The sequence below is a fragment of the Acinetobacter sp. RF14B genome (assembly GCF_006864105.1).
Lineage (GTDB): Bacteria > Pseudomonadota > Gammaproteobacteria > Pseudomonadales > Moraxellaceae > Acinetobacter > Acinetobacter lwoffii_C.
The window spans coordinates 1-22471 of the sequence record NZ_SMTB01000019.1 but is presented as its reverse complement, the minus strand read 5'-3'; the positions used below and the strand labels follow the sequence as shown (position 1 = coordinate 22471).

21 protein-coding genes are annotated in these 22471 nt (G+C 45.6%); 8 read left to right on the top strand and 13 right to left on the bottom strand.

What is annotated here, in order from left to right; translation table 11 throughout:
- Positions 1 to 52 precede the first annotated feature (52 nt).
- A complete protein-coding gene (locus tag E2K52_RS04800; protein ID WP_151204020.1) occupies positions 53 to 535 on the bottom strand; it encodes an RNA pyrophosphohydrolase in 483 nt (160 codons plus the stop codon).
- 185 nt (positions 536 to 720) lie between these two features.
- Here E2K52_RS04800 and E2K52_RS04795 point away from each other — a divergent pair, with 185 nt between their 5' ends.
- Together E2K52_RS04795 and E2K52_RS04790 are read left to right on the top strand one after the other, a co-directional pair.
- Positions 721 to 1371: an HAD family hydrolase gene (locus tag E2K52_RS04795; protein ID WP_151204019.1), complete on the top strand. Its 651-nt coding sequence runs from the start codon at positions 721 to 723 to the stop codon at positions 1369 to 1371.
- A 163-nt stretch (positions 1372 to 1534) separates the two neighbouring features.
- Positions 1535 to 1774, top strand: coding sequence for a DUF2789 domain-containing protein (locus E2K52_RS04790; RefSeq protein ID WP_151204018.1), 240 nt, complete (start codon positions 1535 to 1537; stop codon positions 1772 to 1774).
- A gap of 91 nt (positions 1775 to 1865) precedes the next feature.
- On the opposite strand, the gene ovoA is transcribed toward E2K52_RS04790, so the two are convergent.
- The 3 genes from ovoA to E2K52_RS04775 all read right to left on the bottom strand — a co-directional run bounded on the left by ovoA (position 1866) and on the right by E2K52_RS04775 (position 5750).
- Positions 1866 to 4049, bottom strand: coding sequence for a 5-histidylcysteine sulfoxide synthase (gene ovoA, locus E2K52_RS04785; RefSeq protein WP_151204017.1), 2184 nt, complete (start codon positions 4047 to 4049; stop codon positions 1866 to 1868).
- Between the two features lie 147 nt (positions 4050 to 4196).
- The gene (locus E2K52_RS04780) at positions 4197 to 5066 is read right to left on the bottom strand and encodes a LysR family transcriptional regulator (RefSeq protein ID WP_151204016.1); all 870 of its coding nucleotides are present in this window, start codon (positions 5064 to 5066) and stop codon (positions 4197 to 4199) included.
- A gap of 435 nt (positions 5067 to 5501) precedes the next feature.
- Complete coding sequence (locus tag E2K52_RS04775) at positions 5502 to 5750, bottom strand: DUF2061 domain-containing protein (protein ID WP_171478808.1); 249 nt, start codon at positions 5748 to 5750, stop codon at positions 5502 to 5504.
- A 369-nt stretch (positions 5751 to 6119) separates the two neighbouring features.
- On the opposite strand from E2K52_RS04775, the gene leuC reads away from it, so the two are divergent.
- From leuC to leuB, 4 genes are all read left to right on the top strand, one after another.
- Positions 6120 to 7553 (top strand): 3-isopropylmalate dehydratase large subunit, encoded by a 1434-nt coding sequence (gene leuC / locus E2K52_RS04770; protein ID WP_151204030.1) that lies wholly within the window; start codon positions 6120 to 6122, stop codon positions 7551 to 7553.
- A 97-nt stretch (positions 7554 to 7650) separates the two neighbouring features.
- On the top strand, positions 7651 to 8301 hold the full coding sequence (gene leuD / locus E2K52_RS04765; protein WP_151204014.1) for a 3-isopropylmalate dehydratase small subunit: 651 nt from the start codon (positions 7651 to 7653) through the stop codon (positions 8299 to 8301).
- Between the two features lie 86 nt (positions 8302 to 8387).
- The gene (locus tag E2K52_RS04760) at positions 8388 to 8951 is read left to right on the top strand and encodes a hypothetical protein (RefSeq protein WP_151204013.1); all 564 of its coding nucleotides are present in this window, start codon (positions 8388 to 8390) and stop codon (positions 8949 to 8951) included.
- A 40-nt stretch (positions 8952 to 8991) separates the two neighbouring features.
- Positions 8992 to 10071 (top strand): 3-isopropylmalate dehydrogenase, encoded by a 1080-nt coding sequence (gene leuB, locus E2K52_RS04755; protein WP_151204012.1) that lies wholly within the window; start codon positions 8992 to 8994, stop codon positions 10069 to 10071.
- A gap of 61 nt (positions 10072 to 10132) precedes the next feature.
- On the opposite strand, the gene E2K52_RS04750 is transcribed toward leuB, so the two are convergent.
- Positions 10133 to 10552 (bottom strand): hypothetical protein, encoded by a 420-nt coding sequence (locus E2K52_RS04750; protein WP_151204011.1) that lies wholly within the window; start codon positions 10550 to 10552, stop codon positions 10133 to 10135.
- 291 nt (positions 10553 to 10843) lie between these two features.
- Positions 10844 to 11065, bottom strand: coding sequence for a translation initiation factor IF-1 (infA, locus tag E2K52_RS04745; protein ID WP_001284370.1), 222 nt, complete (start codon positions 11063 to 11065; stop codon positions 10844 to 10846).
- Positions 11066 to 11295: 230 nt separating this feature from the next.
- On the opposite strand from infA, the gene E2K52_RS04740 reads away from it, so the two are divergent.
- Positions 11296 to 12303 carry an AraC family transcriptional regulator gene (locus tag E2K52_RS04740; protein WP_151204010.1) on the top strand — a complete coding sequence of 336 codons (1008 nt, stop codon included), beginning with the start codon at positions 11296 to 11298 and terminating at the stop codon, positions 12301 to 12303.
- 105 nt (positions 12304 to 12408) lie between these two features.
- Here E2K52_RS04740 and truA read toward each other — a convergent pair whose 3' ends face one another.
- From truA to asd, 5 genes are all read right to left on the bottom strand, one after another.
- A complete protein-coding gene (gene truA / locus E2K52_RS04735) occupies positions 12409 to 13206 on the bottom strand; it encodes a tRNA pseudouridine(38-40) synthase TruA (protein ID WP_151204009.1) in 798 nt (265 codons plus the stop codon).
- Positions 13207 to 13224: 18 nt separating this feature from the next.
- On the bottom strand, positions 13225 to 14190 hold the full coding sequence (locus tag E2K52_RS04730; protein ID WP_151204029.1) for an asparaginase domain-containing protein: 966 nt from the start codon (positions 14188 to 14190) through the stop codon (positions 13225 to 13227).
- A gap of 49 nt (positions 14191 to 14239) precedes the next feature.
- Complete coding sequence (locus E2K52_RS04725; RefSeq protein ID WP_151204008.1) at positions 14240 to 15562, bottom strand: fimbrial protein FimV; 1323 nt, start codon at positions 15560 to 15562, stop codon at positions 14240 to 14242.
- Between the two features lie 71 nt (positions 15563 to 15633).
- The gene (locus E2K52_RS04720; RefSeq protein WP_171478807.1) at positions 15634 to 17037 is read right to left on the bottom strand and encodes a hypothetical protein; all 1404 of its coding nucleotides are present in this window, start codon (positions 17035 to 17037) and stop codon (positions 15634 to 15636) included.
- 123 nt (positions 17038 to 17160) lie between these two features.
- On the bottom strand, positions 17161 to 18279 hold the full coding sequence (gene asd / locus E2K52_RS04715; protein WP_151204006.1) for an aspartate-semialdehyde dehydrogenase: 1119 nt from the start codon (positions 18277 to 18279) through the stop codon (positions 17161 to 17163).
- Positions 18280 to 18469: 190 nt separating this feature from the next.
- Between asd and E2K52_RS04710 the strand changes: the two genes are divergently transcribed.
- Positions 18470 to 19600 carry an endonuclease/exonuclease/phosphatase family protein gene (locus tag E2K52_RS04710; RefSeq protein WP_151204005.1) on the top strand — a complete coding sequence of 377 codons (1131 nt, stop codon included), beginning with the start codon at positions 18470 to 18472 and terminating at the stop codon, positions 19598 to 19600.
- Positions 19601 to 19972: 372 nt separating this feature from the next.
- Here E2K52_RS04710 and E2K52_RS04705 read toward each other — a convergent pair whose 3' ends face one another.
- Positions 19973 to 20908, bottom strand: a complete 936-nt coding sequence (locus E2K52_RS04705; RefSeq protein ID WP_151204004.1) for a lauroyl acyltransferase — start codon at positions 20906 to 20908, stop codon at positions 19973 to 19975.
- Positions 20909 to 21029: 121 nt separating this feature from the next.
- A partial coding sequence (locus E2K52_RS04700) for an ATP-binding cassette domain-containing protein (RefSeq protein WP_151204003.1) occupies positions 21030 to 22471 on the bottom strand: 1442 nt, incomplete at its 5' end.

Below are 22471 nucleotides of genomic sequence, written 5' to 3'. Positions count from 1 at the left end.
TACTTATTTATAACAATAGCCAGCCAAAAAATCTGCATATTGATGCGATTTTTTAAGGTTTTTGCTGTGGGAGCTGCTGGCACAACTCGATCATTGCCTTGCGATAAACATCACGTTTAAAATTCACGACCTGGCCCAATGGATACCAATAGCTAACCCATTGCCACTGATCAAATTCTGGTGGATCGGACAGGTTCAACTGAATGTGCTGTACCGGCGCCGTCAATTTGAGTAAAAACCACTTTTGCTTTTGACCGATACATACCGGATCTGAATCCGTACGTATATAGCGGTGTGGCAAACGATAACGCAACCAGCCTTTGGTTTGCGCAACTATTTGGACATGTTCAGGCAGTAAGCCAACTTCTTCTCTCAGCTCACGATAGAGTGCCTGCTCGGGGGTTTCTCCAAATTGGATCCCGCCTTGTGGAAATTGCCATGCATTATGACCAATGCGTTTTGCCCATAAAACCTGTCCAGCATCGTTTGCCAAAATGATCCCGACATTCGGTCGGAAACCTTCAGAGTCGATCATTTGGCTACCTAAAAAATTTGTTTAATTTATGCCTTTGCTTCTGGGGGATGTTTATTTCTTTATCCTGCACACAAAAAGCAAAGTTTAAAAATGTTAAAATTGTTATGATCTTAACGAATTTCTATCGACTAGCGGAGATAGATTTACAAATTTTTTCTTAAATTTCAGTTTTTACGAGTATTTTCATGAAATTGGCACTATTTGATCTCGATCACACCTTGTTAAATACTGATTCAGATCATTCTTGGGGAGAGTTTTTGGTTCATGAAGGCCTGGTCGATCCAGTTCAGCATCGCGCCATAAACGATAAATTTTATGAAGATTATAAAAAAGGCCAGCTGGACCCGATTGCCTATAACGAATTTGTATTCCAGTTTTTAACCCGACATGAGCAGGATTATCTGACTAAATTACATCAATTGTTCATGCAAAAAGTGATTCGCCCGCAAATGCGTCCGGAGGGTTTTAAAGCCATTCAGCGTCATAAGGAGGCGGGCCATGAAATTGTGGGAATCACCGCGACGTCGGACTTTATTACCGCGCCTATTTTCCAGGAGTTTGGTATTAGCGAGATTATTGCCACCAATGCTGAAAGGGTGGAGGGTAAATATACCGGCAAGGTGATTAATATTGCCTGCTATCAGCAAGGCAAGCTGGCACGTCTGGATCAGTGGCTGGCAGGCCGTCAGGTGCAAGAGTCCTGGGCCTATTCTGATTCGATTAATGACCGTTTCCTGCTGGAGTATGCTGACCATGCCATTGCTGTCAATCCGGATGACCGCCTGAAAGCGCTTGCCATTGAGCAGGGCTGGGACATTCAGGACTGGTCAATTTAATTTATTGTAGTGCTACAGCACAACGCCGGTCGTGCTTTTTTATGCCCACTAGGACGAAAGTCGCAGTACTTTTTAGGCTGCGCGTGCCGGAACAAACATGCTATGCTCAGGGACACAAAATAGCCATAACATGATAACAATAGCAAAAGCTGAGGTGCTGAATATGACTCTAGTTCGACCGCGTATGACACATTTATTTGCACAGTTAGGTCTGGATTCAAGTGAAGAAGGAATTGCTAAATTTATTCACGAGCACCAGTTACATAAAGATCTGACCTTACTGGAAGCTCCTTTCTGGAATGAAGCTCAACGTCAGTTTCTGACAGAAAAAATTGCATCGGATGGAGAATGGGCGATTGTAGTCGACCAGCTCAATGAATCCTTACATGAAACAACCCGCTAAGCCATTTTAAGGGCTTAGAAAGAAAAAAGAGGAAGACCTGGTATCTTCCTCTTTTTTAATTTTTACTAAAAATTCCTGGTCTTGGACTAGATTAATGAGTGCGTTTCCAGATCGTGAGCTGCGCCAGACTATGCTGATATTTACGTGCAGTTTCACGAATGACAAAGGGCACATCCTGCGGTTCAGCCAGCAGCTCGAAATGTTCGTTGAGAAGCGCCGAAATTCCTTCGAATGTGGTTAAGGCTTTTCCATCTTGTACAAAACCGCCCAGCCATTCACTGTGCGCCGTATGGTCTTCCATCCAGGTATAGGGCGAACTCAGCATCAGGATTCCACCAATATTCAGGCGTTTATAAATCTCCTTCAGGAAGGCTTTGGGATGATGCAGGCGGTCCAGCAGATTGGCAGCCAGAATAAAATCATATTCTTTAAAATGCGGTTTCAGATTACAGGCATCGGCCTGGAAGAATTCAACTCTGGATTTGTGCTGCGCCAGTCCTAGTTCCTTTAAGCTAAAGCTTTTATCCTGCATCAGGTCACCTTCGACTGGAATGCGGTAGTGCAGGCGATCTTCCTGAATCAGTTTTACTCCCATCTGGATAAACCGTGCGGAAAAGTCCAGCCCGGTGACCTGATCAAAATCACATGCCAGTTCAAAGCTGGCACGTCCGGTGGCACAGCCGACATCAAGTGCTTTGTGGCAGGGCGTGGCTTGGAAATAAGGACGCGCCAGATTGACCAGCGTCTGGGCAAAATTGGAAACATTGAAATAATCAGCGCCATACTGGAATTCCAGATATTGCGAGACCAGCTGATCACTTTCATACTGCGACTGGAATTGTGGTAAGGCATCCGCGGCTGCCACATAACGAAAACCGGCATGCTGGAAAAAATGCCGTCTAAAGGCATAACGTGAACTGTGTAAGGCCTCATTTCCGGCTGAAATCCAGGAGCCGCCTTTAATCAGGTGATGCTGGCCATCAAAAGTAGGGGTACTAAAATCATCATAAAAAGGATGTACCTGAAAGCCTTCAAACGGATAAATGGCAGTTTCGGTCCATTGCCAGACGTTGCCCTGAACATCATAAAAATCGCCCTGCTGAAACTGATCAACCGGGCAGGAGTGCGGTGCATATTTCAGTTCGATATTGGCCTGTGCCGGACTCGGTAGAGTCGGGTTCAGACCCGACACAGTATAGAGCCGATACCATTCATCCTCGCTGGGCAGACGAATCGGCTGATCGAGCTGCTGCGATTTCCACTGACAGAAAGCTTTGGCTTCATGATAATTTACCTCTACCGGCCAGTCCCAAGGCATGGGAACCTCTTCCAGCATCAGCCGCAGGGACCAGCCAAGTTCAGTCTTGACCCAAAAGGTGGGATGGGTCGCCTGAGAAAACTCTAACCATTGCTGTCCTTCTTCACTCCAGTAATCGGGATGTTGATAGCCGTCTGCTTCGACAAACTCTAAGAATTCCTGATTCGACACCAGATATTGCGCCGCCTCAAAGGCTGGAATGTCGGCATGATGATGGCCATATTCATTGTCCCAGCCATAAAAGGGGCTGTGAAAATCTTTATCTAAAATGACCGGTCCAGCAGGAACGGCCAGCAGGCGGTTTTCGGGAGCAATGCCGGTGATCACATTGGCACGCCACAACGGATGATTTTGCACATAGTGTAATTGATGCTGGCGAATCAGCACTGATGAGGTTTCCAGATGAATACGCTCATGCTCAATCGCCATGATGATGGTCCACCAGGGATGTTGCCAGTTCAGGGGAAGCGCTAAGGGCGCATGCTCCAGAATATTCAGGATCAGGGCGCGAACCTGATGCCGGTAATCACGAACGGCCTGCACACTGGGCCAGTCATAATTCTGCTCATCCAGATCATCCCAGCTCATTTCATCGACCCCAATAGCGAAGAGACTTTCAAAGTGTGGATTCAGGCGTTCCTGGACAAGTTTGGCCAATAATAATTTATTAATGAAAAAAGTCGCCGTATGACCAAAATAAAAAATCAGCGGATGGCGTAAAGAGATGGGTTTATGATAATAGGCTTCATCATTTTTTAGACAGTCAAATAACTGCTCATAGGTATCGAAAGTATTCAGAAAATACTCACGCAAGACCTTGCGCGCGCTGTACTCATCTTTAAAGTCAAGATGCGGCGTAGGTTTGAGGCTGGGCCTGAGAGACTGCCACAGCTCAGCCTCATCAGTTCTGTCTTGTGCCGTAGCAGATAAGGTTTTGGAATAAGAATGAAGCTGCATCCGGTCCGTCCCTTCAAATACATTTTAAGTATTCATTGTATTAAATGAATTTGTTTATCTTAAAAGTACTCTAAAGCCATCATGAGATGCGAGGTATTCGGTAACAAAATGCTGCATCGGCATAAATGCAGCAGAGCAGAGTCAGATTTAGAGCGCAGGATTTTGCATCAGTTGTACCAGGGCTTCCGCCGCTTTGGACTGGGTTCGGCCCGGATGCCAGACCATGCCCAGACTGCGGTTCATTTGCAGATTAATATCCAGTTGCTGCAAATCATGATTGACCAGGGTTTTGGGTAAAACTGACCAGCCCAGCCCGATGGATACCAGCATGCGGATCGATTCCAGTGGGTTGTTGCTCATGGTAACTTTAGGTTTGATACCGCGTTTTTCAAACTCGGCCAGCGTGATCTGCGAGGTATAGGTCTGTGAAGAGGGCAACAGGCTTGGGTAATTGAGTAAATCCTCCAGACTCAGTTTTTTTTGCTGGGCCAGAGGATGAAACGGGGCTGCCACAAAAACCAGAGGATCATTCCAGATGGTGACATAGTTCAGGCGTTCATTGCCACGCGGCGGCAAGGTGAGAAATGCCAGCTCCAGGTCACCGGCAATCACCTGTTCATGCGCCTGTTCAGAATCGACAAAATGTACATCCAGAGTGACATCCGGATACTGCTGCACATAGTTACGTAAATGGCTGGGTAGATGATGCAGGCCAATATGATGGCTGGTGCCAATCTTTAATTTTCCCTGTATCTGACCCTGTTCATGGCTCAGGGTATAATGAATATCCCCTAGCTCGTTCAGCCAGTTTTTGACTTTAGGCAGCAGTGAATGGGCGGCATGGGTGGCCTGTACGCCGCGGCCAGCAGACTCAAACAGCTTGACCCCAAAATAGTCTTCCAGACTATGAATACGTTTGGTCACGGCAGGCTGGGTAATAAAAAGCTGATCTGCAGCTAGGGAAATTGAGCCGGTTTCCATAACTTTTACAAAGGCTTCAAAGGCTGCGAGATTCATTTTGATTACCTATAAAGAATTTTCATACTTAATTTTATTATTGTAATTATTTGGGAATAAATCAAAGTGAAATTATGTAAATTTAAAATTAATTGGCCAGCTTGTTCATATTTGAATGTTTTTTAATAAATAAAGTTTTTCTCAGCGCATTGGGACACGTCTGCAAGATTCATCTAATCCTCTCGATAAGAGACATCTGCCTGTGCATCCATCCACTGCTTTGTATTTCGCAGAGAGATGATTTTTGAGATGATCCGGCTGAACTTTCAAAGGTATCGAGGAGCAATCAAAGGTATCGAGGAGCAATTGATCTTCTTTAGTAGATGCTCTCCATGAACGTTGTCACAATTCAGCATTTGCCACGAGTCGTTGTGACCGTTATTGCAATAGTGGTGGCGATTGGCACCTCCAGCTCAGAACTACTCTGGACTAGGCTTAAGCTTTAATGTCTTGCGTGGGTGCCTGTTTCTGGCCTTTTCGATTCCATATCTGTTCATGAAAGAAGAAAGCAAAGGCTTGCACAGTCGGTTCAAGTAAGCTGAGAGTGATCGCCATCCATACATTACCGGTGACCCCATAAGTAACGAGCATGGCGACCGTAATGTGCATGAGGTAATAACTTAAGGTCTTTTTGAAAATACGCTGGTTGCTGTGGATAAAATGTTGAATGCGAGCCATAACGATCACCACTAAAGATTGGAATTCATTAAATGATAATTATTATCATTTAAAAAGTAAAAAAGAAATTCTGATTGATGATTATTGGTTTATTGAATGATGGTTCTTATAGAAAATGAAGGGAGTAGAAAACAGCTAAATCCATACGGAAAATAGAAAGCAAACTAAGGGGAGGATGAGAGTATAAAGGCAGTGAAACTCCTGAAAACCTACTTAAAATCTTTGCGTTCAAGCAGATCAGGCGCTGAGTAAAACAGGTTTAAAATATTCCAAAAGGTTTTTTAATTAATAAAAACGATAAATTAGATTTATGTAAAAACGTGGTTATAATCAATATCAATGAAAGAATTACCCAGTCCAGTGGAGCACATCGACATGGCAGGCGACAACCAAAAAGCAAAGACTTTGTATGACAAATTGTGGGATGACCATTTAGTAAAACAACGAGATGATGGCTCTGCATTACTGTATATCGACCGCCATTTATTGCATGAAGTGACTTCTCCACAGGCATTTGAAGGCTTGCAGCTTGCGGGCCGTAAACCTTGGCGTTTAAGTGCCAACGTGGCGACTCCTGACCATAACGTTCCGACCTCAACCAAAGAGCGTTCTGAAGGAATTGCCGGGATTGAAGATGATACTTCACGCATTCAGGTCCAAACCTTGGATGATAACTGTAAGACCTTTAATGTGGTGCAATTTGATATTAACGATATTCGCCAGGGGATTGCCCACGTTGTCGGTCCAGAACAGGGATTGACCTTGCCGGGAATGACGGTGGTCTGTGGTGACTCGCATACTGCAACACATGGCGCATTCGGCTGTTTGGCTCATGGCATTGGAACTTCAGAAGTTGAACATGTATTGGCTACCCAGTGCTTGGTTCAAAAGAAAATGAAGAACATGCTGGTCCGCGTGGACGGCAAGTTGGGTCAGGGCGTTACTCCGAAAGACGTGGTCTTGGCCATTATTGGTAAAATTGGGACCGCGGGCGGTACGGGTCACGCGATTGAGTTTGGCGGTCAAGTGTTCCGTGATATGTCCATGGAAGGTCGTATGACAGTCTGTAACATGGCCATTGAAGGCGGGGCGCGTGTGGGTATGGTGGCTGTCGATGACAAAACGATTGAATATGTGAAAGGCCGTCCTTATGCACCGAAAGGCGAACAGTGGGAGGCTGCAGTTGCGTATTGGAATACCTTGCATTCTGATGAAGGTGCGCACTTTGACACAGTAGTCGTGTTACAAGGCGAAGAGATTGAACCACAAGTATCATGGGGAACTTCTCCTGAGATGGTGATTCCTGTGTCTGCTGCTGTTCCAACGTTGGAACAGGCCAGAGATGAGGTGCAACGCAATGACTGGACCCGTGCATATAACTATATGGGTTTAACCGCAGGTCAAGCCTTGGCGGACATTCAATTAGACCGTGTGTTTATTGGTTCTTGTACCAACTCGCGTATTGAAGACATTCGTGCAGCCGCTGAAGTTGCGAAAGGCAAAAAAGTGGCCAGTAGCATTAAACAGGCCATGGTGGTTCCAGGTTCTGGTTTGGTCAAAGCCCAAGCTGAAGCTGAAGGTTTGGACAAAATCTTGATTGAAGCGGGCTTTGAATGGCGCGAACCGGGGTGTTCAATGTGTTTGGCAATGAATGCTGACAAATTGCAACCGGGTGAACATTGTGCGTCCACCTCTAACCGTAACTTCGAAGGTCGTCAGGGCAATGGCGGTCGTACTCATCTGGTGAGTCCAGCGATGGCCGCTGCTGCCGCCATTGCCGGTCACTTTGTGGATGTGCGTTCATTCTAATTTAAGACCTCATTCCAACCTTCCCTGAGGGAGAAGGAATACCCCCTTAGGTGGGGAGAGGATGAGGGAGAGGTTACGGATTCATTGGGAAATAATCATGAAAAAATATACCGTTGAACAGGGTATCGTTGCACCATTAGACCGTGCCAATGTGGATACCGATTTAATCATTCCAAAGCAGTTTTTGAAATCGATCAAACGTACAGGTTTTGGCGATAACTTATTTGATGAATTACGTTATCTGGATGAAGGCTATCCGGGTCAAGACAATTCAAAACGTCCTATCAATCCAGATTTTGTGTTGAACCAGCCGCGTTATCAAAGTGCAACGATCTTAATTTCTCGGGCTAACTTTGGGTGTGGTTCAAGTCGTGAACATGCACCCTGGGCTTTGGAAGAGTATGGCTTCCGCACCGTGATTGCACCAAGCTATGCTGATATTTTCTTTAATAACAGCTTTAAAAATGGCATGTTGCCGGTCATTTTGTCTGAAGAAATTGTAGATCAATTATTTAAAGAATGTGCGGCGAGCGAAGGTTATCGGTTGACCATTGATCTGGAAGCGCAGGAAGTTCGTACCCCAGCGGGTGAGGCTTTTAAATTTGAAGTTGATCCATTCCGCAAGCATTGTTTGTTGAATGGTTTGGATGATATTGGTTTAACTTTACAGGCAGCAGATGATATTCGTGCCTATGAAGAAAAAACCAAGCAATCACGCCCATGGGTATTTGCTGAAATTCAGCCATAAAACAGTAAAAATTATCATGGCATGACTGCTTGACCCTTGCTAATATCAAAAGATTATTGAGTTTTTTGATGGGTAAGACAGATCTTATGGCAAATGATTGGAAACAGTGGCTTGCTTTAACTGCAGTATCGATGCTGTTGGGCGCGTGTCAAAGTATCGATACCCTGAAACTCAAGCATGGACAGGATAATACGCCAAATCCATCCCATGCCCGGATTTACTGTGCTGGAACATCGGACTGTCAGTTTGAGCGTTGGAATGAAACCCCGATTGTCCATGCCGGCAATGGCCGAATCAGTGCCGAAGCGATGAAGCAGAATCTGGTGCGCTTGCAGGCCGAAAATCTGAAGCAGGCGAACCCGATTTATTTATCGGTACCTGCAGGACAGCATGAACTGGTGGTACGTTTTTATCCGATTAGCAAGGATAAGGCCGAAACCCTACACCTGTTCCAGCGTTTCAAGGCCAACCAGAACTATACCTTTAAAATGTATCGTGAGCGTAAAGCACACAATAAAAGTTTATTAAATGCCTCTGCACCAGATCCGCTTTGTGTGGATTTACTACAGGAGCAGAAAACCATTCGTCGTTTTTGCAAACCTTATAACGCAGTCACCGGGATTGCAGAGTTTGTAGAAAGAAAAATTTAACCCCTCAGGCACCTGCCTGACCCTATAAATGGAAAATCTCATGTCTAAACAAATTTTGATTTTAGCTGGTGACGGTATTGGTCCTGAAATCGTAAAAGCCGCAGAGCAGGTGCTGACACGAGTTAATGAAAAATTTAATCTGGGTTTAACATGGGAACAGGGCTTACTCGGTGGTGCTGCGATTGATGCGCATGGTTCGCCTTATCCGGAAGTAACCTCTGAGCAGGCCAAAAAAGCCGATGCGATTTTGCTGGGTGCAGTGGGTGGTCCTCAATGGGATAACATTGAACGCTCGATCCGTCCTGAACGTGGCCTGTTAAAATTACGCAGTGAACTGAATTTATTTGCCAACCTGCGTCCAGCGATTCTTTATCCGCAACTGGCTGATGCTTCAAGTTTAAAGCCTGAGATTGTGGCAGGTCTGGATATTCTGATCGTACGCGAATTAACAGGTGGTATTTACTTCGGTCAGCCACGTGGTATCCGTGAATTGGAAAATGGCGAGAAGCAGGGTTATAACACTGATGTCTATTCAGAATCTGAAATCAAGCGTATTGCCAAAGTTGCATTTGAAATGGCCAGTTTACGTGGCGGTAAAGTGTGTTCGGTAGATAAAGCCAACGTGCTGGAAGTCACCGAGCTTTGGAAGCAAACTGTCACGGCATTGAAAGAAGAACACTATCCAAATATCAACCTTTCACATATGTATGTCGATAATGCCGCCATGCAACTGGTACGTGCGCCAAAACAGTTTGATGTGATCGTGACCGGGAACCTGTTTGGTGACATCCTGTCTGATGAAGCCGCGATGCTGACCGGTTCAATCGGTATGTTGCCATCGGCATCCTTGGATGAAAACGGCAAAGGCATGTATGAGCCTTGTCATGGTTCGGCGCCTGATATTGCGGGTCAGAATATTGCTAACCCCTTAGCGACTATTCTGTCTGTGGCGATGATGCTACGGTACACCTTCCGTGCAGAAGAGGCGGCAAAAGCCATTGAAGATGCAGTTGGTAATGTACTGGATCAAGGTCTGCGTACGACTGATATCATGTCTGAAGGCATGCAGAAAGTGGGTACAGTGGAAATGGGCCAGGCTGTCGTCGCTGCCTTGAACTAAATCAGATAGGGTGAAAAAACGCAGCTTGAGCTGCGTTTTTTATGTACTCAGATTTAACCTGTCAGCAGGTGCGGCCAGTAGTACGAACTGCAGTGGCAATATTGTTTTTAAGCAGAAAGCTGATCTTGCATTGCAGATTGACATCATAACCAGTCACAGGGCTGATATTGGTCGGTATTGGGACAGCGCCTGTGCCTGCTGCTGGAAACTGGGCAATGGGTAAAGGAATAGTGAGGGGACGCTGTACAATATAGCTGAGTTGTTGCCCGCTCAGATGCGGCCCGCTGATCTGCTGATAGCCTAAACGCTTCAAGTCCAGATTCTGGTCAATCTGCTCGCTACTTTGCCCAATAAGGCTCTGTAGATAAGCTTCCCGATCTATTTGAGAGCTGCTGAGAGGAGAAGTGCAGGCGCTCAAGGAGAATAGCAGAGCAGTGAATAAGCCAAGCGAGCTGGCTGCCTTTGGATAAGCAAATAACATAATTTCACTCCCATCAGGGCGATATGAAAATTATAGTAAAGTTGGGAAGCGGTATTGTTGTAATTTGGCAGACGGCCAATTGCATCATCTGGCGTTTAGGCAAATGCTGAGCTGGCTTTAGAGCAATCAGGGCCAACTATTGGTTTTATAGTTTTTAAGTTGATGATGATTTAATAGAAAATAGTGAAGTGCTCTACAGATTCGGCAAAATTTTTCAGATATATCGGGTATAAAAAAGTCATCAGGGACAAAAAAAGCCACTAAAAAGTGGCTTTTTGCTTCCGCTCAAACTTAGCGTGCACGATAAGTGATACGACCCTTAGTCAAATCATAAGGAGTCATTTCTACCTTCACACTATCGCCAGTCAAAATACGAATATAGTGTTTACGCATTTTACCTGAAATGTGGGCAATCACTTCGTGACCGTTCTCTAAACGTACACGGAACATAGTATTAGGAAGCGTCTCGGTGACAACGCCTTCGAACTCGATGAGTTCCTCTTTATTGGCCATAGCCTACCTGAATGAATAAATTGGAAAGGCGCAAATTATAGGCAATTTTTTTGCGAAAAGCAAGATGAAACGGGCGGTAGACTGATCATCTGTCAGTAAAACAAGCAAAGCGGTGTACAAAAGTTTTAACTAAAAAAATGCGAGTTTGTGTTGTCAGTTTGGTCAATCGCAGTTAATCTAATTTTAATCTTTTTAAGTATAAATGAAGTACATACAAGGAAGGTTTTTGAGTGAGTCAGCTAACGGATGCATCCGTCGTATTGCGTTTAGGTTATCAGGCAATTCGTCGTGCAGGGTTACCTACAGAAGAGCTTCTGAGCAAAGCCGGAGTGGCTTTAAATCAGGTGGAGGCCAATGATCGTACTCCATTAAGTGCTCAGTATGCCTTCTGGGTTGCCGCAGAAGAAGTCAGTAAGGATCCAGATATCGGCTTACATCTGGGGGAGCATTTACCGCTTTATCGAGGGCAAGTGATTGAACATCTGTTTATCTCTTCTGAAAACTTTGGCGAAGGGCTTAAGCGGGCACTGGCCTATCAGCGTCTGATCAGTGATGCCTTTGATGCTAAACTGGTCATTGAGGATGATCGCTGCTATCTGAGTAATGGAGAACAGCGTTTTCCAGAAAGTCTGGTTAACCGGCATTTTACCGAATGTGCGATGTCAGGCGTGCTGCGCTTCTTTAAATTTATTACAGAAGGACGCTTTGAACCGATTTATATCGACTTTAACTTTTCCAGAGGAGCAACCGATGATGAATATTTCCGTGTTTATGAATGTCCGGTCAGCCTAGGACAAAAAGAAACCCGATTATATTTTGATCCCAGTATTCTCGATTATCCACTGTGGCAGGCAGAACCGGAACTGTTACAGTTGCATGAGCAGTTAGCAATTGAAAAGTTGCAGGAACTGGCACGCTATGATCTGGTGGGAGAAGTACGCCGTGCGATTGGCTCTACCTTGGAAAGTGGCGAAACCACTTTGGAAACCGTGGCAGCACAGCTGAATATTACGCCACGCCGTTTGCGAACCCAGCTCAGTGAAGCCAATACCAGCTTTCAGCAGATTCTTTCAGATTATCGCTGTCGTCTAGCCAAACGTTTGCTCGCTGGCACTAATGAGAGTGTTGAACGGATTGTCTATCTGACCGGATTTTCAGAGCCGAGTACATTCTATCGGGCTTTTAAACGCTGGACCAATGAGACCCCAGTAGAATATCGCAAGCGCAAACAGCGTTAAGTTACCTCCCTAAGTCCCTCCTAACATGAGGAATTTTTATTCCTTTATTTTGGTCGGCATGCAGTTGCTGATAGGAAGGATTAGGGAAGGTCAAAATTTTTAAGATTATTCTGGCAGGTTAAGCCAATGCGGCCCTAAAGAAACCTGGGGCAAATCAAATTGTTGCGGATATTCAGCCTGGATAAAGTATAGACCGTCCGGGGCAGCGGTAATCCCAGCAGCTTTACGGTCTTCAGCTGCGAAAATGCTATCAATATGGTCAATATCATACATGCCCTGACCAATTTCCAGTAAACAGCCCATGATATTACGCACCATATGGTGCAGGAAGCCATCGGCCTGAATATCAAGGACCAGATAAAGACCATGCCGGATCAGACGGCAATGACTGACATGGCGGACTGGCTGCCTGGATTGACAGGCGGCGGCACGAAAGCTTTCAAAATTATGCGTGCCTTCAAACTTCGTTGCAGCCTGTACCATCTTGTCTACATCCAGCGCATCGTAAATATGGGTCACCTGCTTATGCAGCAAGGCGGGACGTACGGGATGATTGTAGACAATATAACGATAACGGCGGGCTTGGGCCTTAAAGCGCGCATGAAAATTTTGATCCATTTCTTTGATCCACTGGATCGAAATATCTTTTGGAAGCTGGCTGTTACAGCCACGTAGCCAGCCATGAAGAGAGCGTATTGCACAGCTATCAAAATGCGCAACCAGATTTGTGGCATGTACTCCGGCATCTGTGCGACCCGCACCATGCAAAGTGACAGGTTCATTGGCGACTTTCGAGAGTACTTTTTCAATAGTTTCCTGCACACTAGCTACGCCCGGCTGCTGCGTTTGCCACCCCCGATAGTTGGCTCCAGAAAACTCAATCCCGACTGCAAAACGTTGCATATAGACCTCAAACCCTGACTAATCGTACCAATGGCGATGCCATTGTTCTACAGTCTCGTATTGTAAATACATTTTCAGGGCTTTTGCATACAGATCGGCATGTCCATAACTGTCATTGAGTAAAATCTGGCATTCATGAACCCATTCGGCAATGGCATAGCGCTGGTCGGTTGCGCCAAATGGGACCTGGGTGGTGAGTACCGAAATACAGCCTTGTGCATAAAGTTGATCAATAAGCACCACCAGAGCCTGGTTTATGGCCAGGTTGCCTGTTCCAAAGCCCTGCAGAAACAGAAAATGCGGAGGCCGTTGCAGAAGGTTATGCAGATTAGCTAACTGCTGACTTAAATCAATCGGCTGCATCATGATGCTCATGCAGTTAAAGCCGACAGCTTTTTCAATATCCTGAAGGGTAACCCGATACACTTGCTGTGAAGGCTGAAGGGGGATATGCGACTTTAAGCCGGCAAACGCATTCAGTTCGGTGGTATGTTGCTTGAATGCCGTTTGCGCGTGCAGCAGTTGTTGGTGAAAGGCCAGATAAACTCCCGGGGGGGACTGAAGCACTGACTCTAAGGCAAATCTCAGGTTGTCTAAAGCATCACTAAATTCGCGGATCGCATCTCCCTGAACATTGAGCAGGGGATACTGGCTGCCGGTCAATATCACATGCGCGGACTGGGCCAGACAATGGGCCAGCACAGCACTGGCATAACTGAGCGTGTCTGTGCCATGAATGATGATAAAATACCGGATTTCCTGTAATTGCAGCTCTTGAATGAACTGTACCAGTTGCAGCCAGTCTGCGGCTGTACAGGCACTACTGTCTTTAATGACGGGTGCACGATAGCATTGTACGGCATAGTCCTGATGCAGTAGATGCTCAAGCTTAGGCAGGAAAAGCTCAGCCGACATGGGAGCAAGCGGATCGCCCACACATCCGAAAGTACCGCCCATATAAATTAATGCAATATTATTTTTCATCATAAAAAAAGCAGCCAAATCTGACTGCTTTAGTGTAAATCGAAATATTTTAAGAAGCGATTCTATTCAGTAACTGCTCAGCCTGCTGCTGCTGTTCAGGACTGTATTCATTTTCAGATTCTGCAATGACTTCACGTGCGGCTGCATAAGCGCCTAATTGAATATATTGTTCGGCAAGTTCGAGGTTCAACTCGGCTTCATTCACCTCACTTAATTCCGGAAACGATTGTACCAGTGGATCACCTTGATCTGTTGCTACTGGAGCAGGAGGAGCAGGAATTTCAAAATTAACTACTGTCGCAGCCGGTACTGGCTTTTCAGGTTCAGGGTTATCGAATTTAAAGTCCAGCCCAGAGGTTTCCGCAGGTACTTCGCTTGCAACAGGAGTCGTCAGATTTGACAGGTCAAATTCAACCTGCGGTTCAGTGGTTTTTTCAGCTTCTGTCGCAGGTGTATCCAATGAGAAAGAGAAATCTAAAGGTTGAATCTCTTCATTCGATGGCGTAACCACTGTCGGCTCTACATTTGCCGCAGGTTCAAGCTCCAATTTAAAGTCCAGACCGGGTGCTGGTTCGCTTGCTGCTTCTGGTGTGCTCTTAATATCTTCAACTGGAGCCGCATCTTGAAAGTTAAAATCTAAGCTATTGGCTGCTGGTGCAGATGTGTCTTCTACTGGCAGGGTTTTAGCCGCAGCAATAGCAGGTTCAAAGTTAAATTCCAGAGGTTGGATGTCGGGTACAGGTTCAGGAGCGACGGCCGGTTTACCTGGCTGTAATTCCTGCTGTAACTGTTCAAATGCCTGCTCATTAGAGGGTGTTGGAGCAACCAGACTATCAAAGGCACTTTGAGCCGCTGCATTATCCTGTGCTGTCACAGTTTGTGGCTGTACGCTTTGAAAATCAATAGTTTCTTGAACAGCATTTGCTGCTTTTGCATATTCACTTTGCTTAGCTTCAGCTTGGGTTAAAATATCATCCAGCTCTAAAGAGCGAATATGGTTAATCAGTTGAGAGATCGCAAATTCATCTTTTTGCAAGATATGAATATCAAGCAACAGTAAATACAGTTCATGTTGAGAGTTATCCCGATTTAAAGCCTGATTAATATTAGCTTCAGCTGAAAAGAAATTCCGTTCCTGAATCAGGGTTTCAATCTTTTTACGGGTATCGTCAGAGAGCGGTGTAACCGTCTTTTTCGCGGTTACTGGCTCTACCACCTTGGTTTTTTGCGGGGTAACTTTAGAAGCTGTAGCTGGCTTCTTTGCCTTCACCGTTTTGGTTTTTGCCTGATCTACTGCCTGAGCATCTTGCCGTTTTTTGAAAACCAGCAAAACAATGATCAATATTACTAATGGAATCACATAAATCAGCATGTTGTTACCCCTTAAAGAATAGAAGAACGTTGGTGTTCGCCTATTCCAAATAAATCTTCATGTATAACTTTTTAATGAGTTGGCTTCTTATCTACCTGTTGTGCTTTCAGCTGTTGTTGCAGTTGAGCAAGACGGGCATTTAATAATTGAATTTTGTGATCCTTCTGATTGAGAGCCAATTCTAATTCAGTTACGTTTCTCTGTAATTTAACGGTTTTTTCTCGGGCTGTCATAACTTTTAATGACAACTCTTTTGAAGTTTGCTGTTGTTCTGTGTTCTGATTTGCAGAAACATGGCTGGAATTGTTCTGGTTCTCAGCCACCAAGCTCATTTCTGCCTCATTCAGACGGTATTTGGTTTTCGCAGCAGGGCGTGTAGGAGCCTCAACCTGCTTGTGCTTTGCCACTTTCACTGCCGACACTGTGCCAATACCATCCAGATTCAAGGCTGCACCTTTACGCAGGCGATTCACATTGCCACCGATAAAGGCATGGTCATTACGCTCTTTCACTTGTTGCATGATTTCATGTACAGGACGTTGCTGCTCCTGAGCAATTCGTGAGGCAATGCTCCAGAGCGATTCATTGGATTGCACCACATAGCTGGCAGCCTGAGGGGCTGTTGTTTTAGGCAAGGCTTTGGCTTGAGTAGGTGCTACCTGTGCCTGTTTTTGCGCCAACTCTTTTTGATATTTCTGGACCAGCGGGTCTAGTGATACCTGAGATTGGGTAGTATCTGTTTGTGCTAAAGCCTGTGCTGGAGTAGCTCGGCCATCAGAATCCACTACAGGTTGAGTTGCGACCTTCTGCGCCTCAGCAGTGACTGTCTGCTCAGGCTGAACCGAATGAGGCATTGTAATTGCTTTGGGAATCGAGCTGCTCGATAGAGGTGGAGGTGTCGTTGATTGTACTACCAGAGATTTTTCTGCAGGAGGAGCTGTTTGGGCTCTTTGCGGCGCAGGATGATGCTGGGTACTCACCGGCAGGTTCAAGGCAATATCTTTTTCGCTGGCGACTACAACCGGGGACAGCGTATGCTCATTTTGTTTCAGGCTGGCTTGCAATAAATCTGTTTTGGTCTGCAGCGAGGTTCGGATATGCTGCAAACGAGCTGCATTTCCTTCCTTGATCTTGACAATAATATTCAGCTCACGATCGGTCACCGGACGTGATGAGGTGATGGTAATGACCCCGGTTCCGTTGCTATTACGGCGAGTAAAGAAATTCAGATGACCCGGTGGCTGATGTACAGCGCCCATGGCGATCAGATCTTCTGGTGTAGCCAGACTGACTTCAAGCGGGGTGTTGATATCAGATTGTCGGAAGGTCATTTCTGCATACAGCAGCTCCCCAGGTGCGGACTGGACTTGTACGGGATCCACATTAATCGCATAACTGGTCTGTGAAGCAATAATGGCTAAAATGGCAAGTTTTAATTTGTTATATACAGTCATCTTAATCGTGAGCTCAGTCATTATCGCATAGCGAAAAATCATAGATTAACGGGATGTTTGTTTTTTGTAAAATGTTTACATAATACTTACACAAAAAAGCCGATCAATAAAGACCGGCTTTTAGAATTTATGACTTAAATGCGATTAAGCATTTTTATAGTCAAGCAGAATACGCAACATACGACGTAAAGGCTCAGCAGCACCCCACAGCAATTGGTCACCTACAGTGAACGCGCCAAGATATTCTTTGCCCATGTTTAGCTTGCGCAGACGGCCAACCGGAACACTCAAGGTACCAGTGACAGCCACAGGGGTAAGGTCGCTCATTGATGCTTCACGTGTATTTGGCACAACTTTCGCCCAGTCATTTGATTGACGGATGATGTCTTCCACTTCGTTTAATGGCACATCTTTTTTCAGCTTGATCGTCAATGCCTGGGAGTGACAGCGCATAGCACCGATACGAACACAGTGGCCATCAATCGGAACAATTTGCTGGTTAGCCAGAATCTTGTTAGTTTCTACCTGGCCTTTCCATTCCTCTTTCGACTGACCGCTTTCCAACTGTTTGTCGATATATGGAATCAGGGAGCCCGCCAGGGGCACACCGAAGTTAGCAGACGGGAAGCCTTCACCACGTTGCAATTCTGCGATTTTAGAATCAATATCCAGAATTGGTGAGCGTGGGTCATCCAGCAACTCTTTGGTATTATTGTATAAATAACCCATGCCGGTGATCAGTTCACGCATATTCTGCGCGCCTGCACCAGATGCAGCCTGATAGGTCATTGAGGTTGCCCATTCCACCAGATTGTTCTGGAACAGACCGCCTATGCCCATCAGCATCAGGGAAACAGTACAGTTACCACCCACAAATACTTTCGTGCCCTTGACTAGACCGTCTTTGATGACATTCATATTGACAGGATCAAGCACGATGATGGCTTCATCTGCCATACGTAAGGTAGATGCTGCATCAATCCAGTAACCGTTCCAGCCTTCGGCTTTCAGTTTCGGGAAAACCTCAGAGGTGTAGTCGCCACCCTGACAGGTAATAATGACATCCATCTGCTTCAGACTGTTAATGTCTGTTGCATCCATAAGTGCTGGGGCAGTTTTACCGCCAAATGCAGGTGCTTCACCACCTGCATTACTGGTGGAGAAATAGAATGGCTCAAAATGAGCAAAATCATTCTCATCAACCATACGTTGCATAAGGACGGAACCGACCATCCCGCGCCAACCGACCAGACCTACTTTCATGTCACTTTGCCTCGGTGCGTTAAAAAATTCAGAAGATGTTCGAGTGTATCAAAACGGGATTCAACTGCAATAGCTACACAATCAAAACATCAATATTCTTGAGAAAAATATCTGCTTTATGATACATACAAAACTGATAAAGTCAGTTTTCTTTAAGAAAAAATAATAACTTAGTACAGAGTAAATTTTTATGATGTGGATTATCCAGAGTGTCGCTATTGTCGTTATTTGGCTCAGTTTCTGGTCACTTATTCCACGAGATGAGTGGTGGATACGTGGCGCAGACTTTCCACGCCTGCAAATTCTGGTCTTGGGCTTCATTGCTTTTATTCTGTTTTTAGCGGTCGATCATCCCTGGAGTTGGGCGAGCCAGCTTATTTTTGTCGGATTGATTGCAGCCTTGGCCTATCAGCTAAAAATGGTACTGCCTTATACCTTTGTCTGGAAAAAGCAGGTGAAACAGGTCAGACAGGATCAGTTGGATCCCCAGCGCCAGATTTCCCTGATCGTTTCCAATGTACTGACCACCAACACCAAATATCATCTGCTCATTGAAAAAATTCAGACTTTGCAACCGGATCTGGTATTAACTTTGGAAACGGATCAGGCCTGGCAAGATGCACTCGCTATAATTGAGCAGGATTATCCTTATCGGGTGCCTGTGCCGTTGGATAATCTGTACGGCATGCATCTATATAGCAAGCTCAAGCTCAGTAATACTGAGGTCAAATTTATTCTGAGCGATGATATTCCTTCAATTCACACAACAGCGACTTTGCATTCTGGTCAGACCGTGCAGCTGTACTGTTTGCATCCCAAGCCGCCCAGCCCGACTGAAGCCAAGGATTCCACTTTACGCGATGCGGAATTATTAATGGTCGGGGACCAGATCAAGGATCTGGATGAAAGCTGTATAGTCATGGGTGACCTGAATGATGTAGCGTGGTCCAGAACCACACGTTTATTCCAGCGTATCAGTGGCTTACTTGATCCGCGTGTCGGGCGGCATTATATCAATACTTTCCATGCGGATTATCCCTTATTACGCTGGTCACTTGATCATGTGTTTCATAGTCGCGATTTTGCTTTGGTGCATATGGAGCGTTTAGCCCATGTAGGCTCAGACCACTTTCCGATTTATCTGGTTTTACAAACGGGACGGATATTTGAGCATTTACAGGAAGAGCTGGAGCAAACCGATGAGGATGAGCAGGAAGCACATGAAGCAATTACGGAAGGCATTGAAAAAGCTGAAAAAGAAGAAAAACCTGTCACTGATGAGGTGGCGGTGGCTTATAAAGAGGGAGCTAAATATCCCTAGTTTTATGGGAAAAGTGTAGGATATGGCTTACAGCAGTTGACGCTTCTTGCGAATAGGCAGCTAGGGAGGAATCTCGTATTCTGGACTCATCAGCACAGGGAGTCGAGAAAGGATATTCTCATAAGGAAGACGAAGCTGAATGAAATCATTATGGAGATGATGCGGAAAGGGAAATCAAAAAACAAAAAAACCAACATGTGAAAGCACAACCTCATTAACCCGGGTTTTACAGGATGTAAAACCCGGGTTAAATATTTTTCTTTTATATTCAATTGAAAATTAAAATAATTTTTAGAGCAAATCTAAACCTGGGAAAACACGAAAATGGCAGTTGCGATGCCAATGTCTTTGTATTTGTATTTGATCGGGAATTTAGTAAATAGATTCGTAGCCTTCCGGGCGGGTCTTAAAACGACGGTGAAACCACATATATTGAGTGGGAGCAATTCTCAGCTGCTTTTCAATAATCTGATTGACACGGGTAGCATCATCGACTTCATTTTCACTGGGCAGATTAGCGACCACCGGTTCAATCAGGACATGGTAATGCGGATCTTTAATGTCGCCACTGCGATAAAAATATAAGGGAATAGGGACGGCTTTGGCGATTTTGAGTAAGCGCCGGTGGGCGGTAACTGTTGCCGCGGGAGTGCCAAAAAATGGTGCCATGACGCCTTGTTTCAAGCCAAAATCCTGATCTGGACTATACCAGATAGCATGGCCATTTTTAAGATTACGGATTAAGCCGCGCATGTCATCATGGTCAATCTGGTGGGCATAAATGGTGGCCCGGCAACGATAAATCAGCATATCGAGCAAAGGATTGTTTTGGGGACGATAGACCACATCTGGTTCAAAATATTGAGCACACAGATAGCCACCAGCATCCAGTAAAGTCGAGTGGGTACCTAAGAGCAAGACCCCTTTGCCTTCTGCCTGGGCATTTTGGATATGTTCCAGGCCTTGAATAGACACCCGGCCCTCAAACCATTTCGGACAGTACCAGGCATTCAGGGTTTCAAATACCCCAATCATTTGGTCAACAAAAACCTGACGTGCATGTTCTTGGATCTGTTCAGGTGTCCATTCAGGAAAACACACTTCCAGATTACGAACCGTGGTTTCACGGCGCGATTTTAATCTGTTAAACGCCAGCCCGCCCAGAAAAGTGGCCACACGATGCTGAATGGCCCACGGTAAAATGGCCAATATCATCAGAAAAACAATGCCAATCCAGATGGTCCAGTATTGAGGCAGTAAAAATGACCATTGAAATTCACCGGGCTGGTACTGGGGCTTTTGACTCATAATGCGATGTTGGAAGCTAAATTGTTTGCAGTGTAGCAGAAGCGCTTTTTGAAATAAAAAGTGCATCAATAAAAAAGCATCTGTACGAATACAGATGCTTAGTTGTGGATTGTGAGGAGAATTAACCCTTGGTCATATTTTCTAGTTCATCCCAACGTTCCATTTTTTCCAGCAAGATCTCGTCAATTGCGCCGAGACGTGCAGAGGCTTGGGTTGCAGCTGCTGCGTCGGTGACAAACCAGGAGCCATCGGCCAGTTTTTCAGAAAGCTCAGCTTGCTCTTTTTCCAGCGCTTCAATTTCAGCCGGCAACATTTCTAGTTCACGCTGATCTTTGTAGCTGAGTTTTTTCTTCGCTACAGAGGGCGCCGGTGCTGCTGCGGCTTCTGCCTTCGCCTGGGCTTTTTTCACTGCCATTTTCTGGTCAACCACGGTTTGATCCGGACGCTGTTCCAGATAATCCTGATAGCCGCCGATATACTCATCAATATTGCCTTTTCCGTCAAAGACCCAGGTCGAGGTCACCACGTTGTCCATAAAGGCACGGTCATGCGAAATCAGCAGCAAGGTTCCTTTGTATTCGGCCAGCATTTCTTCCAGAAGTTCCAGCGTCACCATATCCAGGTCGTTGGTGGGTTCGTCCATCACGATCAGGTTGGATGGTTTTAACAACAGTTTGGCCAGCAGAATACGGTTACGCTCACCACCAGACAGGGCTTTTACCGGGGTGCGGGCACGTTCCGGCGAGAACAGGAAGTCTTGCAGATAACTGTAGATATGACGGCGATTACCATTGACATCGACATGGTCTGAACCTTCAGAGACGTTGTCTTTGACTGATTTTTCCAGATCCAGCACATTTCTTAACTGGTCAAAATAGGCAATTTCTAGCTGAGTGCCGGTTTTTACTGTACCTCCATGTTCCAGCTGACCCAAAATGGCTTTGATCAGGGTGGTTTTTCCGACACCGTTATCGCCCACCAGGCCAATCCGGTCGCCACGCATCACCAGTGCTGAGAAATCATTAATAATTGGGGCATTGTCACCAAATTTTACGCTGAGATGTTCAATTTCAAACACCACTTTACCTGAGCGTTGCGCTTCCTGAGTCGACATGCTGGCTTTGCCTTGCTGGAAGCGACGGGCTTTGGATTCTTCCCGTAGGGCTTTTAAGGCACGGACACGACCTTCATTGCGAGTACGGCGTGCTTTAATACCCTGGCGAATCCAGGCTTCCTCTTCAGCCAGCTTTTTCTCGAACAGTGCATTTTGCTTTTCTTCAGCTTCCAATTGCTGGGCTTTTAGATCCAGATAGCGCGAATAGTTGCCTTCATAGCTGCGCAAAATACCGCGGTCAAGCTCGACAATACGGGTCGCAATGCTATCGACAAAAGCCCGGTCATGTGAAATAAACAGCAAGGTCAGGTTATTCTGCTCCAGCAAGAATTTTTCCAGCCATTCAATACTCTCGACATCCAGATGGTTGGTTGGTTCGTCGAGTAACAATACATCTGGCTGCGTTAGCAGGGCACGTGCCAGCAGGACGCGGCGTTTACGGCCACCGG

Excerpts from the sequence above, each read along its gene's own strand:
- E2K52_RS04725 (WP_151204008.1), bottom strand. The coding sequence starts at position 15,562 with ATGCTGATTTATGTGATTCCATTAGTAATATTGATCATTGTTTTGCTG.
- E2K52_RS04705 (WP_151204004.1), bottom strand. The coding sequence starts at position 20,908 with ATGAGTCAAAAGCCCCAGTACCAGCCCGGTGAATTTCAATGGTCATTT.
- E2K52_RS04720 (WP_171478807.1), bottom strand. The coding sequence starts at position 17,037 with ATGACTGAGCTCACGATTAAGATGACTGTATATAACAAATTAAAACTT.
- E2K52_RS04730 (WP_151204029.1), bottom strand. The coding sequence starts at position 14,190 with ATGAAAAATAATATTGCATTAATTTATATGGGCGGTACTTTCGGATGT.
- ovoA (WP_151204017.1), bottom strand. The coding sequence starts at position 4,049 with ATGCAGCTTCATTCTTATTCCAAAACCTTATCTGCTACGGCACAAGAC.
- E2K52_RS04760 (WP_151204013.1), top strand. The coding sequence starts at position 8,388 with ATGGCAAATGATTGGAAACAGTGGCTTGCTTTAACTGCAGTATCGATG.
- leuD (WP_151204014.1), top strand. The coding sequence starts at position 7,651 with ATGAAAAAATATACCGTTGAACAGGGTATCGTTGCACCATTAGACCGT.
- E2K52_RS04795 (WP_151204019.1), top strand. The coding sequence starts at position 721 with ATGAAATTGGCACTATTTGATCTCGATCACACCTTGTTAAATACTGAT.
- infA (WP_001284370.1), bottom strand. The coding sequence starts at position 11,065 with ATGGCCAATAAAGAGGAACTCATCGAGTTCGAAGGCGTTGTCACCGAG.
- E2K52_RS04750 (WP_151204011.1), bottom strand. The coding sequence starts at position 10,552 with ATGTTATTTGCTTATCCAAAGGCAGCCAGCTCGCTTGGCTTATTCACT.
- asd (WP_151204006.1), bottom strand. The coding sequence starts at position 18,279 with ATGAAAGTAGGTCTGGTCGGTTGGCGCGGGATGGTCGGTTCCGTCCTT.
- E2K52_RS04780 (WP_151204016.1), bottom strand. The coding sequence starts at position 5,066 with ATGAATCTCGCAGCCTTTGAAGCCTTTGTAAAAGTTATGGAAACCGGC.
- truA (WP_151204009.1), bottom strand. The coding sequence starts at position 13,206 with ATGCAACGTTTTGCAGTCGGGATTGAGTTTTCTGGAGCCAACTATCGG.
- leuB (WP_151204012.1), top strand. The coding sequence starts at position 8,992 with ATGTCTAAACAAATTTTGATTTTAGCTGGTGACGGTATTGGTCCTGAA.
- E2K52_RS04800 (WP_151204020.1), bottom strand. The coding sequence starts at position 535 with ATGATCGACTCTGAAGGTTTCCGACCGAATGTCGGGATCATTTTGGCA.
- leuC (WP_151204030.1), top strand. The coding sequence starts at position 6,120 with ATGGCAGGCGACAACCAAAAAGCAAAGACTTTGTATGACAAATTGTGG.
- E2K52_RS04710 (WP_151204005.1), top strand. The coding sequence starts at position 18,470 with ATGATGTGGATTATCCAGAGTGTCGCTATTGTCGTTATTTGGCTCAGT.
- E2K52_RS04790 (WP_151204018.1), top strand. The coding sequence starts at position 1,535 with ATGACTCTAGTTCGACCGCGTATGACACATTTATTTGCACAGTTAGGT.